Genomic DNA, 15,907 nt, shown 5'->3' with positions numbered 1-15,907 from the left:
GCACCCCATGAAGATCACCTTGCGCCGCTCCGGCGGCGCTGCACTGGCCCTGTCCGGACTGCTCGCGCTCGGCGCCTGCGGCTCCGCGGGCAGCTCCGCCGAGGGCGCCGGGACGTCCGAGAAGGCCGATGCGGCCAAGGGCGACACCCTCGACGCCAGCGAGGTCGCCGGCCGCATGGTCAAGGCCATGGAGAAGGCGGGCAGCGGCACGATGACCATGAAGACCGGCGGTCAGGAGGCCACCGGCGACTTCCGCTACACCGACGGCAAGCTCGAGCAGCGCACGAAGGTCCCCGTCGAGGGCGCCGAGATGGAGATCATCGCCGTCGGCGACTTCGTCTACCTCAAGGGGCTCCCGGGCCAGTCCAAGCCGTGGGTCAAGATCGACCCCACCGCCACCGACCCGGTGAGCCAGATGTTCAAGGGCATCGTCGAGGGCGGGGTGAGCGACCCGACCAAGATGGCTGCCAACCTCAAGGGCACCAAGGCCACCGTCAAGGCCGAGTCGGGCGCCACCAAGACCTACGAGTTCACCGTCGACCCGGCCAAGGCGCTCGGGTCGACGGCCTCGGCCCCCGCCGGTTCCAAGCCGCTCACGATGACCTACGTCCTCGACGAGGAGGACCGTCCGGTGACGATCGCGACGTCAGCCGCGGGCCAGTCGATCGAGGTCGCGTACAGCGACTGGGGCAAGAAGGTCGAGATCGCGGCCCCGCCGGCCGACCAGGTGGGCTCGCTGAGCATCCCCTCCGCCGGCTGACCGGCGACGAGGTGGGCCGACGGCCCGGTGACCGATTTGGTCCCCGGGCCGTCGCCCGTCTACGCTGTCCCCTGACCAAAGACCGCCGGTTGTCCGGTGCACCCGCACCAGACCGAAGGTTCCGCGAGAGCGGGCAACCAGCGCAGGCCGAGAATCACCGCGACAGACGGCGTATGCCGTGTCTCGCCCCGTGAGCCCCGCGCCCTGCGCCGGGGCTCGATCTGTTTGTCGCGGGTCCTTCCCGGAGGTCGTACCGACGGAAGGAGGCCCGAATGTCTCGTGCAGACAAGTCCGCGGCGATCGCCGAGCTCGCGGAGAAGTTCCGCAGCTCCAACGCCGCTGTTCTCACGGAGTACCGCGGGCTCTCGGTGGCACAGATCACCGAGCTTCGTGGCGCCCTTCGTGGCAACGCGACCTACGCCGTGGTCAAGAACACGCTGACCGAGCTCGCCGCCAAGGAGGCCGGAGTCACGGCCTTCGACGGCCAGCTCGTGGGGCCGTCGGCCATCGCCTTCGTCGAAGGTGACCCGGTCGAGGCAGCCAAGGGTCTGCGTGACTTCGCCAAGGCAAACCCCCTCCTCGTGATCAAGGGCGGACTGCTCGAGGGCAAGGCCCTCAGCGCCGCCGAGATCACGAAGCTCGCGGACCTCGAGTCCCGCGAGGTTCTCCTCGCCAAGCTGGCGGGCGCCATGAACGCCTCGCTCAGCAAGGCCGTCTACCTCTTCGCCGCGCCGCTGTCGCAGACCGCTCGGGTCGTCGACGCGCTTCGCGCCAAGGTCGAGGTCGAGGGGCCGGCTGCCGCCGCCCCCGCGGCCGAGGCTGCTGTCGAGGAGACCCCCGCCGAGACCGCTCCCGCGGCCGAGGCAACCGAAGACGTCGCCACGGGTGGCGACGACGCCTGAGACCCGAGCACCGCTCGAGTCCTTAGGAAAACACCAACCGCCACTCACGGCATACACGAAGTAGAAAGGCAGCCATCATGGCCAAGCTCAGCACCGACGAGCTCCTTGAGGCCTTCAAGGGGATGACCCTCATCGAGCTCTCCGAGTTCGTCAAGCAGTTCGAGGACACCTTCGGCGTCACCGCCGCCGCGCCCGTCGCGGTCGCGGCTGCCGGCGCCCCGGCCGGTGGCGGCGACGCCGCCGCCGCCGCGGAGGAGCAGGACGAGTTCGACGTCGTCCTCACCGCTGCCGGCGACAAGAAGATCGCCGTCATCAAGGAGGTCCGCGCGCTGACCTCCCTCGGTCTCAAGGAGGCCAAGGACCTCGTCGACGGCGCCCCGAAGCCCGTCCTCGAGAAGGTCGACAAGGCTGCGGCCGAGAAGGCCAAGGAGCAGCTCGAGGGCGCTGGCGCGACCGTCGAGCTCAAGTGAGCTGAGCCTCGACAGAGGCTGACTCGCCGTGAACGGGCGGGGTGGATCCACGAGATCCGCCCCGCCCGTTCCGCATGTCCGGGGCGTTGCCGGGGCGTTACAAGGGCCACGCACGCAGGCGACACGCCCGCCGGGGCGCAGGACGCGCTTGACGTGCGCGGCCCCGACAGTCATCCTTGCCGGGTCATACCGCGTGCCTGCCGCATGCGACGGCTGACCGGACCCGCATCCCGCCCGGAGGGCGCGATTGGACAGGGTTGGACTGTTGCGCCCTTTTTGTCTAGACTGTTGCTTTGCCCTGCCCATGACCTCCGCCTGCTCTCGTCGAGCGACCTCCGCCGTGTCCCCGCCGCACCCCGGCTCCCGCACGTGCACCTGGTCCTTCGACCGTCGAGATCGGCTCGGAAGCCGTGGGCCTGGCGACCACCGTTGAAAACACATGGCCAGTGGAAGGACCATCCTTGGCTGCCTCGCGCACCGCGTCCAAGACCGTGACCACCGCAATGACGGCTTCGGGCCGTCTCTCGTTCGGCAAGATCCGTGAGCCCCTGGAAGTCCCCGACCTCCTCGCCCTGCAGACCGAGAGCTTCGACTGGCTCCTCGGCAACGAGCGGTGGCAGGAGCGCGTCGCTGAGGCGCTCGAAGCCGGCCGCGACGACGTCCCAGAGCGCTCGGGCCTCGAGGAGATCTTCGAGGAGATCTCCCCCATCGAGGACTTCAGCGGCTCCATGTCGCTCTCGTTCCGCGACCACCGCTTCGAGGACGTCAAGTACTCGATCGAGGACTGCAAGGAGCGCGACCAGACCTACTCCGCGCCCCTGTTCGTCACCGCGGAGTTCATGAACAACACCACCGGCGAGATCAAGAGCCAGACGGTCTTCATGGGCGACTTCCCGCTCATGACCGAGCGTGGCACCTTCATCATCAACGGCACCGAGCGCGTCGTCGTCTCGCAGCTCGTCCGTAGCCCGGGCGTCTACTTCGAGCGCACGGCCGACAAGACGTCCGACAAGGACATCTACACCGCCAAGATCATCCCGAGCCGCGGTGCCTGGCTCGAGTTCGAGATCGACAAGCGCGACATGGTCGGCGTCCGCGTCGACCGCAAGCGCAAGCAGTCGGTCACCGTCCTCCTCAAGGCCCTCGGCATGACCGAGGCGCAGATCCGCGAGGAGTTCGCCGGCTACGAGTCCATCGAGCTCACCCTCGACAAGGACAACACCGAGGGCCAGGACGACGCCCTGCTGGACATCTACCGCAAGCTCCGCCCGGGCGAGCCGCCGACCCGTGAGGCCGCGCAGAACCTGCTCGACAACCTCTACTTCAACGGCAAGCGCTACGACCTGGCCAAGGTTGGTCGCTATAAGATCAACAAGAAGCTCGGCCTCGACGGCGACCTCACGAACTCGACCCTCGCCATCGACGACATCGTCGCGACGATCAAGTACATCGTGGCGCTGCACAACGGCGACGAGACCCTGCCCGGCAGCCGCAAGGGCGAGGCCGTCGACATCCGCGTCGAGACCGACGACATCGACCACTTCGGCAACCGTCGCCTGCGCAACGTCGGCGAGCTCATCCAGAACCAGGTCCGCACCGGCCTGTCCCGGATGGAGCGCGTCGTCCGCGAGCGGATGACGACCCAGGACGTCGAGGCGATCACCCCGCAGACCCTGATCAACATCCGCCCCGTGGTGGCGTCGATCAAGGAGTTCTTCGGCACCTCGCAGCTGTCGCAGTTCATGGACCAGAACAACCCGCTCTCCGGGCTGACGCACAAGCGTCGTCTGTCCGCGCTGGGCCCGGGTGGTCTCTCCCGTGACCGCGCCGGCATGGAGGTCCGTGACGTCCACCCGTCGCACTACGGCCGCATGTGCCCGATCGAGACCCCTGAGGGCCCGAACATCGGCCTCATCGGCTCGCTCGCCTCCTACGGCCGCATCAACGCGTTCGGCTTCATCGAGACGCCCTACCGCAAGGTCGTCAAGGGCCGGATCACCGACGAGGTCCACTACCTCTCCGCCGACGAGGAGGACGAGCACGTCATCGCCCAGGCGAACGCGACGCTCGACTCCACCGGCGAGAAGTTCGCCCACGAGCGCGTCCTCGTGCGCGTCAAGGGTGGCGAGGTCGAGTACATCCCGGCCGAGGAGGTCGACTACATCGACGTCTCCGCGCGCCAGATGGTCTCGGCCGCGACCGCGCTCATCCCCTTCCTCGAGCACGACGACGCCAACCGCGCGCTCATGGGCTCCAACATGCAGCGCCAGGCCGTGCCCCTCGTCAAGGCCGAGGCACCGCTCGTCGGCACCGGCATGGAGTTCCGCGCCGCGGTCGACTCCGGTGACGTCGTCGTGGCCGAGAAGGCCGGTGTCGTGACCGAGGTCTCAGCCGACCTCGTCACCGTCGCCGCCGACGACGGCACGTCGCGCACCTACCGCATCGACAAGTTCACCCGCTCCAACCAGGGCAACAGCTACAACCAGCGCGTTGTCGTGTCCGAGGGTGACCGCGTCGAGAAGGGTGGCCTCATCGCCGACGGTCCCGCGACCGACGGTGGCGAGATGGCGCTCGGCCGCAACCTCCTCGTGGCGTTCATGCCGTGGGAGGGCCACAACTACGAGGACGCGATCATCCTCAGCCAGCGTCTGGTGCAGGACGACGTCCTCTCCTCGATCCACATCGAGGAGCACGAGGTCGACGCCCGCGACACCAAGCTCGGCCCCGAGGAGATCACGCGCGACATCCCCAACGTCTCCGAGGAGGTCCTCGCCGACCTCGACGAGCGCGGGATCATCCGCATCGGCGCCGAGGTCCGCGACGGCGACCTCCTCGTCGGCAAGGTCACGCCCAAGGGTGAGACCGAGCTGACGCCGGAGGAGCGCCTGCTCCGTGCGATCTTCGGTGAGAAGGCCCGCGAGGTGCGCGACACCTCGCTCAAGGTCCCTCACGGGGAGACCGGCACGGTCATCGCGGTCAAGGTCTTCGACAAGGACGACGGCGACGAGCTGCCCCCGGGCGTCAACCAGCTCGTGCGCGTCTACGTCGCCAACAAGCGGAAGATCACCGACGGCGACAAGCTCGCCGGCCGCCACGGCAACAAGGGCGTCATCTCCAAGATCCTCCCGGTCGAGGACATGCCCTTCCTCGAGGACGGCACCCCGGTCGACGTCGTGCTCAACCCGCTCGGTGTCCCCGGTCGAATGAACATCGGCCAGATCCTCGAGCTGCACCTGGGCTGGGCCGCGAGCCGTGGCTGGGAGATCGAGGGCAACCCCGAGTGGGCCGACCTCATCCCCGCCGACGCCCGCGCCGCTGAGCCGGGCACCCGCGTCGCCTCGCCGGTGTTCGACGGTGTCCGTGAGAACGAGATCGTCGGTCTGCTCGACAGCACCCGCAAGACCCGCGACGACGTCCGCCTCATCGACGGTTCCGGCAAGACGCACCTCTTCGACGGCCGCTCCGGCGAGCCGTACCCGGAGCCCGTGTCGGTCGGCTACATGTACATCCTCAAGCTGCACCACCTCGTGGACGACAAGATCCACGCGCGCAGCACGGGTCCGTACTCGATGATCACCCAGCAGCCGCTCGGCGGTAAGGCCCAGTTCGGTGGCCAGCGCTTCGGTGAGATGGAGGTGTGGGCGCTCGAGGCCTACGGCGCCGCCTACGCGCTGCAGGAGCTCCTCACGATCAAGTCCGACGACGTCAACGGTCGCGTCAAGGTCTACGAGGCGATCGTCAAGGGCGACAACATCCCCGAGCCCGGCATCCCCGAGTCCTTCAAGGTGCTCATCAAGGAGATGCAGAGCCTCTGCCTCAACGTCGAGGTCCTGTCCAGCGACGGCCAGGCGATCGAGATGCGCGAGGCCGAGGACGACGTCTTCCGCGCTGCGGAGGAGCTCGGCATCGACCTGTCGCGCCGCGAGCCCAGTTCGGTCGAAGAGGTCTGATCCGTATGCCGTGCGCTCCCGGAAAGCACACGCGCTCGGCGAGCGCACGGCATACGCAGGCTCAGTCCGACCCACTTATCTGTTTTAGCTAGAGCAACGAGAGAAGGAACCACGTGCTCGACGTCAACTTCTTCGACGAACTGCGCATTGGCCTCGCCACCGCTGACTCCATCCGCGAGTGGAGCCACGGCGAGGTGAAGAAGCCCGAGACCATCAACTACCGCACCCTCAAGCCCGAGAAGGACGGACTCTTCTGCGAGAAGATCTTCGGCCCGACCCGGGACTGGGAGTGCGCCTGCGGCAAGTACAAGCGGGTCCGCTTCAAGGGCATCATCTGTGAGCGCTGCGGCGTCGAGGTGACCCGTGCGGCCGTCCGTCGTGAGCGGATGGGCCACATCGAGCTCGCCGCCCCCGTCACCCACATCTGGTACTTCAAGGGCGTCCCGTCGCGCCTGGGCTACCTGCTCGACCTCGCGCCGAAGGACCTCGAGAAGGTCATCTACTTCGCCGCCTACATGATCACGAGCGTCGACGAGGACCAGCGTCACACCGACCTGCCCTCGCTCGAGGCCCAGATCGAGGTCGAGAAGAAGGAGCTCGAGAACCGTCGCGACGCCGACGTCGAGACCCGCGCCAAGCGGCTCGAGGACGACATCGCCGCGCTCGAGGCCGAGGGCGCCAAGTCCGACGCCAAGCGCAAGGTCCGCGACTCCGCCGAGCGCGAGATGAACCAGATCCGCAAGCGCGCGGACGCCCAGGTCGAGCGCCTCGCTCAGGTCTGGGACCGGTTCAAGAACCTCAAGGTCCAGGACCTCGAGGGCGACGAGATCCTCTACCGCGAGATGCGGGACCGCTTCGGTCTCTACTTCGAGGGCGGCATGGGCGCCGCGGCGATCCAGAAGCGGCTCGAGTCCTTCGACCTCGAGGCCGAGGCCGAGCTCCTGCGCGAGATCATCGCCACCGGCAAGGGCCAGAAGAAGACCCGTGCGCTCAAGCGCCTCAAGGTCGTCTCCGCGTTCATGACGACGACGAACAAGCCGGCCGGCATGGTGCTCGACGCCGTCCCGGTCATCCCGCCGGACCTGCGCCCGATGGTGCAGCTCGACGGTGGCCGCTTCGCGACGTCGGACCTGAACGACCTCTACCGCCGCGTCATCAACCGCAACAACCGCCTCAAGCGACTGCTCGACCTCGGCGCGCCCGAGATCATCGTCAACAACGAGAAGCGGATGCTGCAGGAGGCCGTCGACAGCCTCTTCGACAACGGCCGTCGTGGTCGCCCGGTCACGGGCCCCGGCAACCGTCCGCTCAAGTCGCTGTCCGACATGCTCAAGGGCAAGCAGGGCCGCTTCCGCCAGAACCTCCTCGGCAAGCGCGTCGACTACTCCGGCCGTTCGGTCATCGTCGTCGGCCCGCAGCTCAAGCTGCACCAGTGCGGCCTGCCGAAGCAGATGGCGCTCGAGCTCTTCAAGCCGTTCGTCATGAAGCGCCTCGTCGACCTCGACCACGCGCAGAACATCAAGTCGGCCAAGCGCATGGTCGAGCGTCACCGCTCGGTCGTGTGGGACGTCCTCGAAGAGGTCATCACCGAGCACCCGGTGCTGCTCAACCGCGCACCCACGCTCCACCGCCTCGGCATCCAGGCGTTCGAGCCGCAGCTCGTCGAGGGCAAGGCCATCCAGATCCACCCGCTCGTCTGCACCGCGTTCAACGCGGACTTCGACGGTGACCAGATGGCCGTCCACGTCCCGCTCTCCGCGGAGGCGCAGGCCGAGGCCCGCATCCTCATGCTGTCGAGCAACAACATCCTCAAGCCGGCCGACGGCCGTCCCGTGACCATGCCCACCCAGGACATGATCATCGGCCTCTACCACCTCACCTCCCAGGTCGAGGGCTCGCAGGGCGAGGGCCGGGTCTTCTCGACGGTCGCCGAGGCCCGCATGGCCTTCGACGCCGGCGAGATCCTGCTCGGCACCCCCGTCCGGATCCGGCTCAAGGACGTCGTCCCGACGCCCGGCACCGAGCTCCCCGAGGGCGTCGAGGTCGACGACGAGGGCTACCTCGCCGAGTGGCTGCCCGAGACGACCCTGGGTCGCGCGCTCTTCAACGAGACGCTCCCGGTCGACTACCCGTTCATCAACGCCCAGGTCGACAAGAAGCGTCTCTCGACGATCGTCAACGACCTCGCCGAGCGCTACAGCAAGGTGCAGGTCGCGGCCTCGCTCGACGCGCTCAAGGAGTACGGCTTCCACTGGGCCACCCGGTCCGGCATCACGGTGGCCATCTCCGACGTCGTCACGCCGCCGCGCAAGCTCGAGATCCTCGAGGGCTACGAGACCAAGGCCACCAAGGTCCAGACGCAGTACGAGCGTGGTCTGATCACCGACGACGAGCGTCGTCAGGAGCTCATCGAGATCTGGACGCAGGCCACCAACGAGGTCGCCAAGGAGATGGAGGCCAACATCCCGGCCACGAACACCATCTTCCGCATGGTCTCCTCCGGTGCCCGAGGCAACTGGATGCAGCTGCGCCAGATCGCCGGTATGCGTGGCCTGGTGTCCAACCCGAAGGGTGACATCATCCCGCGCCCTATCCGCGCGAACTTCCGCGAGGGCCTGTCCGTGCTCGAGTTCTTCATCTCGACGCACGGCTCGCGAAAGGGTCTGGCCGACACCGCCCTGCGTACCGCCGACTCCGGCTACCTCACGCGTCGTCTCGTCGACGTGTCGCAGGACGTCATCATCCGCGAGGACGACTGTGGCACCGAGCGTGGCCTGCCCATGCCGATCGCCGCGACCGACGAGCGCACGGGCACCCGTGGCCTGCACGACGACGTCGAGACCTCGGTCTACGCCCGCACGCTGGCCGAGGACGTCGTCAAGGACGGCGAGACGCTGGCCGAGGCCGGCATCGACCTCGGTGACATCGTCATCGGTGCGCTCTTCGCCGCCGGTGTCGACAGCGTCAAGGTCCGCTCGGTCCTCACCTGCGACAGCAAGGTCGGCACCTGTGCCGCGTGCTACGGCCGTTCGCTCGCGACGGGCAAGCTCGTCGACATCGGCGAGGCCGTCGGCATCATCGCGGCCCAGTCGATCGGTGAGCCCGGTACCCAGCTGACGATGCGGACCTTCCACACCGGTGGTGTGGCGGGTGACGACATCACGCAGGGTCTGCCCCGTGTCGTCGAGCTCTTCGAGGCGCGCACCCCCAAGGGTGTCGCCCCGATCGCCGAGGCCAGCGGCCGGATCACGATCGAGGAGACCGACAAGGCTCGTCGCATCCTGCTCACGCCGGACGACGGCTCCGAGGAGCACGCCTACCCGGTCACCAAGCGTGCGCGTCTGCTCGTCACCGACGGCCAGAGCGTCGAGGTCGGCACCCAGCTGACGGTCGGCTCCATCGACCCGAAGCAGGTCCTGCGCATCCTCGGCCCGCGCGCCGTGCAGATCCACCTGGTCGACGAGGTCCAGCACGTCTACCGCCAGCAGGGTGTGTCGATCCACGACAAGCACATCGAGGTCATCGTCCGGCAGATGCTCCGCCGGATCACGATCATCGAGGCCGGCAACGCGGACCTGCTCCCGGGCATGCTCGCCGAGCGCGGTCGCTTCGAGGACGAGAACCGTCGCGTCGTCGCCGAGGGTGGTACCCCCGCCTCGGGTCGTCCCGAGCTCATGGGCATCACCAAGGCCTCGCTCGCGACCGAGTCGTGGCTGTCCGCGGCGTCGTTCCAGGAGACCACCCGCGTCCTCACCGAGGCCGCGATGGAGGGCAAGTCGGACTCCCTCCTCGGTCTCAAGGAGAACGTCATCCTCGGCAAGCTCATCCCGGCCGGCACCGGTCTGTCGCGCTACCGCAACATCAACGTGGAGCCGACCGAAGAGGCCAAGGCTGCGATGTACTCCATGCCGAGCTACGACGAGTTCGCCTACCCGGCCTTCGGTCCGGGCTCCGGCGAGGCCGTCCGCCTCGACGACAGCGAGCTGGGTCTCGACCGCCTCTGAGGCGCGTCCTGCCTGACACGCAAGGGCGGGTGTGCCGTGGAGTTCCCACACGGCATACCCGCCCTTCGTCGTCCCGTCCCGCGCGGATGCGGCCGGAGCGGGGACCGCCGGGGTGAGAGGGTGTGCACATGCGTGACGACATGATCATCCGGCGCGAGCGGCCCGAGGACTTCGCGGCCATCGCGGCGCTGCACGACGACGCCTTCCCGCGGGTCCAGGGTGCTGCCCGCTCGGTCGAGTCGAGCCTCGTCGACGAGCTGCGCGGCGACGGCGACGTCATCGACGAGCTGACCTTCGTCGCCGAGCTCGACGGCGAGGTCGTCGGCCACGTCCTCTGCTCGGCCGCCACGCTGGGGGAGGGGACCTCGGTCGGGCTCGGCCCCATCGCGGTGACGCCTCGGCTGCAGCGGCAGGGCATCGGTGCAGCCCTCATGGCGTCGGTCATCGCCTCCGCCGAGCAGCGCGGCGACGCTGCCATCGTCCTGCTGGGCGACCCGGACTACTACGGGCACTTCGGTTTCGTGCCGGCCGTCGAGCGCGGCATCGGCTCGCCCGGCCCGTGGGAGGACCGCTACTTCCAGGTCAAGACCCTGCGTGCCTGGCGCCCGGAGCTTGCCGGGCCGTTCCGCTACGCGCCGGCGTTCGAGCGACTCGAGGCCTGACCGCCCTGCTTGCGTCCGCAGCTGTGGTGGCTGGGCCGTCATTCCTGCGGAGGTTGCCGGTGCTCCTGACGCAGCGTCCGCAACTCCGGAGGTCAGGGCGTCATTCCTGCGGACGTTGCCGGTGCCCCTGACGCAGCGTCCGCAACTCTGGGGGCCAGGGCGTCATACCTGCGGACGCAAGGGCTGGGGAGCGGGTCCGGGACGATTTGGTGGGCACCCGGCATACCGGTATCGTGGAGAACCGTGTCTGGCTAGGACCAGAGCACACGTGCCCGGCGCGAGAGCGCAGGGCCGCCCACCTCTCGCCGGGCGCCCCACCCACAGAACGAGTCGACACCGTCGATGCGGCCTGTGACGGGGAGTGCAGGGGAGAGCACCCGGTGCGACACACCCGACCGCGGGGGTCGAGCGCCGGGCATCCAAGGAGTCGCGGCAGCCGCCGTGACATCGACCAGACAGACAAAGGATCCAGGTTGCCTACCATCAACCAGCTGGTGCGCAAGGGCCGGCAGGACAAGACCTCCAAGGTCTCCACCCCTGCCCTCAAGGGCTCCCCGCAGCGCCGCGGTGTGTGCACGCGTGTGTACACCACCACCCCCAAGAAGCCGAACTCCGCGCTCCGCAAGGTCGCGCGCGTCAAGCTCACCTCGGGCATCGAGGTCACGGCCTACATCCCCGGTGAGGGCCACAACCTGCAGGAGCACTCCATCGTGCTCGTTCGCGGTGGCCGTGTGAAGGACCTTCCCGGCGTCCGCTACAAGATCATCCGTGGCTCGCTCGACACCCAGGGTGTCAAGAACCGCAAGCAGGCTCGCAGCCGCTACGGCGCCAAGAAGGAGAAGAAGTAATGCCTCGTAAGGGCCCCGCTCCGAAGCGCCCCCTCGTCATCGACCCGGTCTACCAGAGCCCGCTCGTGACCCAGCTCGTCAACAAGATCCTCCTCGACGGCAAGAAGTCCATCGCCGAGACGATCGTCTACGGCGCCCTCGAGGGTGCCCGCGAGAAGACCGGCACCGACCCGGTGCTGCTCCTCAAGCGCGCGCTGGACAACATCAAGCCGACCCTCGAGGTCAAGTCCCGCCGCGTCGGCGGTGCGACCTACCAGGTCCCGATCGAGGTCAAGCCCAACCGCGCCACGACCCTTTCGCTGCGCTGGCTGGTCGGCTACTCGCGTCAGCGTCGTGAGAAGACGATGACCGAGCGCCTCATGAACGAGATCCTCGACGCCTCCAACGGTCTCGGCGCCGCAGTCAAGCGCCGCGAGGACACGCACAAGATGGCCGAGTCGAACCGGGCCTTCGCGCACTACCGCTGGTGACAGCGACCGGTATGCCGTTCGCCCACGTGGGTGGACGGCATACCGGGACCGCGGTCCTGACGGGCCGCACACAGCAACACCCAGCACGACCGCACAGCAGAACTTCCGCAACGAGCGAGATGAGACAACCGCAGTGGCACTCGACGTCCTGACGGACCTGACCAAGGTCCGCAACATCGGCATCATGGCGCACATCGACGCCGGCAAGACGACGACGACGGAGCGCATCCTCTTCTACACCGGCGTCAACCACAAGATCGGCGAGACGCACGACGGCGCCTCGACGACCGACTGGATGGAGCAGGAGAAGGAGCGCGGCATCACGATCACGTCGGCCGCCGTGACCTCCTTCTGGAACAACAACCAGGTCAACATCATCGACACGCCCGGCCACGTCGACTTCACCGTCGAGGTCGAGCGCTCGCTGCGCGTCCTCGACGGCGCCGTCGCCGTCTTCGACGGCAAGGAGGGCGTCGAGCCCCAGTCCGAGACCGTGTGGCGTCAGGCCGACAAGTACGACGTCCCCCGCATCGCGTTCGTCAACAAGATGGACAAGCTGGGCGCGGACTTCTACTTCACCGTCCAGACGATCAAGGACCGCCTCGGCGCCGAGCCCCTCGTCATCCAGCTGCCGATCGGCGCGGAGAACGACTTCATCGGTGTCATCGACCTCGTCGAGATGCGTGCCCTCGTGTGGCCCGGCGACGCCAAGGGTGACGTCACCATGGGCGCCAAGTACGAGGTCCAGGAGATCCCCGCGGACCTCCAGGCCAAGGCCGAGGAGTACCGCCACCACCTCATCGAGCGCGTCGCCGAGTCCGACGACGACCTCATGGAGAAGTACCTCGGTGGCGAGGAGCTCACGGTCGCCGAGATCAAGGCCGGCATCCGCAAGCTCACCGTCACCTCGGAGCTCTACCCGATCCTCTGTGGCTCGGCGTTCAAGAACCGTGGTGTCCAGCCGATGCTCGACGCGGTCGTCGACTACCTCCCGTCCCCGATCGACGTCCCGCCGATGGTGGGCCACAAGCCGGGCGACGAGACCGTCGAGATGACCCGCAAGCCGAGCAAGGACGAGCCGTTCTCGGCCCTCGCGTTCAAGGTCGCGGCGCACCCGTTCTTCGGCACGCTCACCTTCATCCGCGTCTACTCCGGTCGCATCGCCGCCGGCTCGCCGGTCGTCAACACGACCAAGGGCCGCAAGGAGCGCGTCGGCAAGCTCTTCCAGATGCACGCCAACAAGGAGAACCCGGTCGAGGAGGCCCTCGCGGGCCACATCTACGCCGCGATCGGCCTCAAGGACACCACCACCGGTGACACCCTGAGCGACCCGGACCAGCAGATCGTCCTCGAGTCCATGTCGTTCCCCGACCCGGTTATCCAGGTCGCGATCGAGCCGAAGACCAAGGGTGACCAGGAGAAGCTCTCCACGGCCATCCAGAAGCTCTCGGCCGAGGACCCGACCTTCCAGGTCCACCTCGACGAGGACACGGGCCAGACGATCATCGCCGGCATGGGCGAGCTCCACCTCGACATCCTCGTCGACCGCATGAAGCGCGAGTTCAAGGTCGAGGCCAACGTCGGCAAGCCGCAGGTCGCCTACCGCGAGACCATCCGTCGCACGGTCGAGAAGCACGACTACACCCACAAGAAGCAGACCGGTGGTTCAGGTCAGTTCGCCAAGGTGCAGATCAGCCTCGAGCCCCTCGACACCACCGAGGGCGGCGAGCTCTACGAGTTCGAGAACAAGGTCACCGGTGGTCGCGTCCCGCGCGAGTACATCCCCTCGGTCGACGCCGGCATCCAGGACGCGATGCAGTACGGCGTGCTCGCCGGCTACCCGCTCGTCGGGATCAAGGCCGCGCTGCTCGACGGTGCGTACCACGACGTCGACTCCTCGGAGATGGCGTTCAAGATCGCCGGGTCGATGGCGCTCAAGGAGGCCGTCCGCAAGGCCGACCCCGTGATCCTCGAGCCGATGATGGCCGTGGAGGTGCGTACGCCCGAGGAGTACATGGGCGACGTCATCGGCGACATCAACGCGCGCCGTGGCCACATCCAGGCCATGGAGGACATCAGCGGCGCCAAGGTCGTCAAGGGCCTCGTCCCGCTGTCGGAGATGTTCGGCTACGTCGGCGACCTCCGGTCGAAGACGCAGGGCCGGGCGAACTACTCGATGGAGTTCGACTCCTACGCCGAGGTTCCCAAGTCCGTGGCCGAGGAGATCATCGCCAAGACCCGGGGCGAGTGACCGCTAGACTGGTCGCTGGTCCGGATCTGGCACACGGCACACAGCCGAAGTTCCAGTTCAACCACACCCCAAGTACGACGCCACGTCCTGCCGGTCGTGAGGCGTTTCACCAAGAAGAGTCCTGAGGAGGACAACAAGTGGCGAAGGCAAAGTTCGAGCGGACCAAGCCGCACGTCAACATCGGCACCATTGGTCACATCGACCACGGTAAGACGACGCTGACGGCTGCGATCTCGAAGGTCCTGCACGACAAGTACCCGGACCTGAACCCGCAGTTCGCGTTCGACGACATCGACAAGGCGCCCGAGGAGAAGCAGCGCGGTATCACCATCTCCATCGCGCACATCGAGTACCAGACCGAGAAGCGTCACTACGCCCACGTCGACTGCCCCGGTCACGCGGACTACGTCAAGAACATGATCACCGGTGCTGCCCAGATGGACGGTGCGATCCTGGTCGTCGCCGCCACGGACGGCCCCATGCCGCAGACGAAGGAGCACGTCCTCCTGGCCCGCCAGGTCGGCGTCCCCTACATCGTCGTGGCGCTCAACAAGGCCGACATGGTCGACGACGAGGAGATCCTCGAGCTCGTCGAGATGGAGGTCCGTGAGCTCCTGTCCGACTACGAGTTCCCGGGCGACGACCTGCCCGTCGTCAAGGTCTCGGCGCTCAAGGCGCTCGAGGGTGACGCCGAGTGGGGCAACACCGTCCTCGAGCTCATGGACGCGGTCGACGAGTCGATCCCGGAGCCCGAGCGCGACGTCGACAAGCCGTTCCTCATGCCCGTCGAGGACGTCTTCACGATCACCGGTCGTGGCACCGTCGTCACCGGTCGTATCGAGCGCGGCATCCTCAACGTCAACGAGGACATCGAGATCGTCGGCATCCACCCGGGTCCGGCCGCCAAGACCACGGTCACCGGCATCGAGATGTTCCGCAAGCTCCTCGACGAGGGTCGCGCCGGTGAGAACGTCGGCCTCCTTCTTCGTGGCACCAAGCGCGAGGACGTCGAGCGCGGGCAGGTCATCTGCAAGCCGGGCTCGATCACCCCGCACACGAACTTCGAGGCGAACGTCTACATCCTCTCCAAGGACGAGGGCGGCCGTCACACGCCGTTCTACGACAACTACCGCCCGCAGTTCTACTTCCGCACCACGGACGTCACCGGCGTCGTCTCGCTGCCCGAGGGCACCGAGATGGTCATGCCCGGCGACAACACCGAGATGTCGGTCGAGCTCATCCAGCCGATCGCCATGGAGGAGGGCCTCAAGTTCGCCATCCGCGAGGGTGGCCGGACCGTCGGCGCCGGTCGCGTCACCCAGATCACCAAGTGATCATTGGTTGACCGGTTGCGTCACTGACGCACTCGAGAAGGGCCCCGTCTGCTTCGGCAGGCGGGGCCCTTCCGCGTCCTCGGACCGGTGACCCCCTTGGTATGCCGTCCGCCCGCCTTCGCGTGACCCCGTCGAGACGGGGCCCAGGACCCACAGGTTCGTGACAGGTTCGCCATGGCCCCGCCCAAGCCCGGGCGCCCACTGTGGTGGGAGCACGGTCGGCCACACGGGTCGGCTCCAACGAGAGGAACCCCTC

The 15,907-nt window shown here is 67.6% G+C and carries 10 protein-coding genes; all 10 read left to right on the top strand.

Annotation, left to right across the window (positions count from 1 at the left end; genetic code table 11):
- The first annotated feature begins 7 nt into the window (after positions 1-7).
- The 10 genes from ACOJV7_RS03715 (at position 8) to tuf (ending at position 15,651) form a co-directional block, all read left to right on the top strand.
- Positions 8-760 carry a hypothetical protein gene (locus ACOJV7_RS03715; RefSeq protein ID WP_420188800.1) on the top strand — a complete coding sequence of 251 codons (753 nt, stop codon included), beginning with the start codon at positions 8-10 and terminating at the stop codon, positions 758-760.
- 272 nt (positions 761-1,032) lie between these two features.
- Positions 1,033-1,662: a 50S ribosomal protein L10 gene (rplJ, locus tag ACOJV7_RS03710; RefSeq protein WP_420188799.1), complete on the top strand. Its 630-nt coding sequence runs from the start codon at positions 1,033-1,035 to the stop codon at positions 1,660-1,662.
- A gap of 77 nt (positions 1,663-1,739) precedes the next feature.
- Positions 1,740-2,132, top strand: a complete 393-nt coding sequence (rplL, locus tag ACOJV7_RS03705) for a 50S ribosomal protein L7/L12 (protein WP_420188798.1) — start codon at positions 1,740-1,742, stop codon at positions 2,130-2,132.
- A gap of 461 nt (positions 2,133-2,593) precedes the next feature.
- Positions 2,594-6,082 carry a DNA-directed RNA polymerase subunit beta gene (rpoB, locus tag ACOJV7_RS03700; protein WP_420188797.1) on the top strand — a complete coding sequence of 1,163 codons (3,489 nt, stop codon included), beginning with the start codon at positions 2,594-2,596 and terminating at the stop codon, positions 6,080-6,082.
- Positions 6,083-6,195: 113 nt separating this feature from the next.
- A complete protein-coding gene (locus ACOJV7_RS03695; RefSeq protein ID WP_420188796.1) occupies positions 6,196-10,086 on the top strand; it encodes a DNA-directed RNA polymerase subunit beta' in 3,891 nt (1,296 codons plus the stop codon).
- A gap of 128 nt (positions 10,087-10,214) precedes the next feature.
- Positions 10,215-10,748: a GNAT family N-acetyltransferase gene (locus tag ACOJV7_RS03690; RefSeq protein ID WP_420188795.1), complete on the top strand. Its 534-nt coding sequence runs from the start codon at positions 10,215-10,217 to the stop codon at positions 10,746-10,748.
- A gap of 473 nt (positions 10,749-11,221) precedes the next feature.
- Entirely contained in the window at positions 11,222-11,596 is a 375-nt protein-coding gene (rpsL, locus tag ACOJV7_RS03685; RefSeq protein WP_035913344.1) for a 30S ribosomal protein S12, read from the top strand.
- Positions 11,596-12,066 carry a 30S ribosomal protein S7 gene (gene rpsG / locus ACOJV7_RS03680; protein WP_035946945.1) on the top strand — a complete coding sequence of 157 codons (471 nt, stop codon included), beginning with the start codon at positions 11,596-11,598 and terminating at the stop codon, positions 12,064-12,066. The genes rpsL and rpsG overlap by 1 nt, the downstream gene beginning before the upstream one ends.
- A 133-nt stretch (positions 12,067-12,199) precedes the next feature.
- Positions 12,200-14,317: an elongation factor G gene (fusA, locus tag ACOJV7_RS03675; RefSeq protein ID WP_420188794.1), complete on the top strand. Its 2,118-nt coding sequence runs from the start codon at positions 12,200-12,202 to the stop codon at positions 14,315-14,317.
- Between the two features lie 137 nt (positions 14,318-14,454).
- Positions 14,455-15,651, top strand: coding sequence for an elongation factor Tu (gene tuf, locus ACOJV7_RS03670; protein WP_420188793.1), 1,197 nt, complete (start codon positions 14,455-14,457; stop codon positions 15,649-15,651).
- Positions 15,652-15,907: the final 256 nt, after the last annotated feature.

It is taken from the genome of Knoellia tibetensis (assembly GCF_048606415.1).
Classification (GTDB): domain Bacteria; phylum Actinomycetota; class Actinomycetes; order Actinomycetales; family Dermatophilaceae; genus Knoellia; species Knoellia tibetensis.
Note: the sequence above shows the minus strand (reverse complement) of the source record. Positions and strands in the feature narration are given on the sequence as shown.